The organism is Pseudomonas sp. P20, assembly GCF_016463925.1.
GTDB lineage: Bacteria > Pseudomonadota > Gammaproteobacteria > Pseudomonadales > Pseudomonadaceae > Pseudomonas > Pseudomonas aeruginosa.
The window spans coordinates 1-730 of record NZ_JAEMVM010000130.1; the positions used below are offsets into that span (position 1 = coordinate 1).

Sequence of the window (730 nt, forward strand, 5' to 3'; positions counted from 1 at the left end):
CGCAAGGAAACCCGGCGCGACGTAGTCACCGACGTCAAGGCGGTGGGCAGCCAGATCAGCAGCGGCGGCAACCTCACCCTGCTCAGCGGCGGCGACCAGACCTACCAGGGCGCGAAGCTGGAATCGGGCAACGACCTGGCCATCGTCAGCGGCGGCGCGGTGACCTTCGAGGCGGTGAAGGACCTGCACCAGGAAAGCCACGAGAAGAGCAAGGGCGACCTGGCGTGGCAGTCGTCGAAGGGCAAGGGCCAGACCGACGAAACCGTGCGCCAGAGCCAGATCGTGGCCCAGGGGAATCTGGCGATCAAGGCCGTGGAAGGGCTGAAGATCGACCTCAAGCATATCGACCAGAAGACCGTGAGCCAGACCATCGACGCGATGGTGCAGGCGGATCCGCAACTGGCGTGGCTGAAGGAGGCCGAGCAGCGCGGGGATGTGGACTGGCGCATGGTGCAGGAGGTGCACGATAGCTGGAAGTACAGCAACTCGGGGTTGGGGGCTGCGCCGTCACTGGCCATTGCCATCGTTGCAGCTGCTTACCTCGGCCCGGTGTATGGCGCAATGGCCAGCAACCTCGCCATTGGCACCATCAACAATGGCGGTGACCTTGGCAAGGGGCTGCAACAGGCCACCAGCGCTGACAGTCTGAAAGGGTACGCCATCGCAGCGGCCACGGCTTATCTCGTCAGCCCGCAGTTGGACAAGGCATTCGGCGTATCCAGTGACAACA

1 protein-coding gene is annotated in these 730 nt (G+C 64.1%); it reads left to right on the forward strand.

Annotation, left to right across the window (positions count from 1 at the left end; translation table 11 throughout):
- A partial coding sequence (locus JHD77_RS32145; protein ID WP_199506585.1) for a hemagglutinin repeat-containing protein occupies nucleotides 1-730 on the forward strand: 730 nt, incomplete at both ends.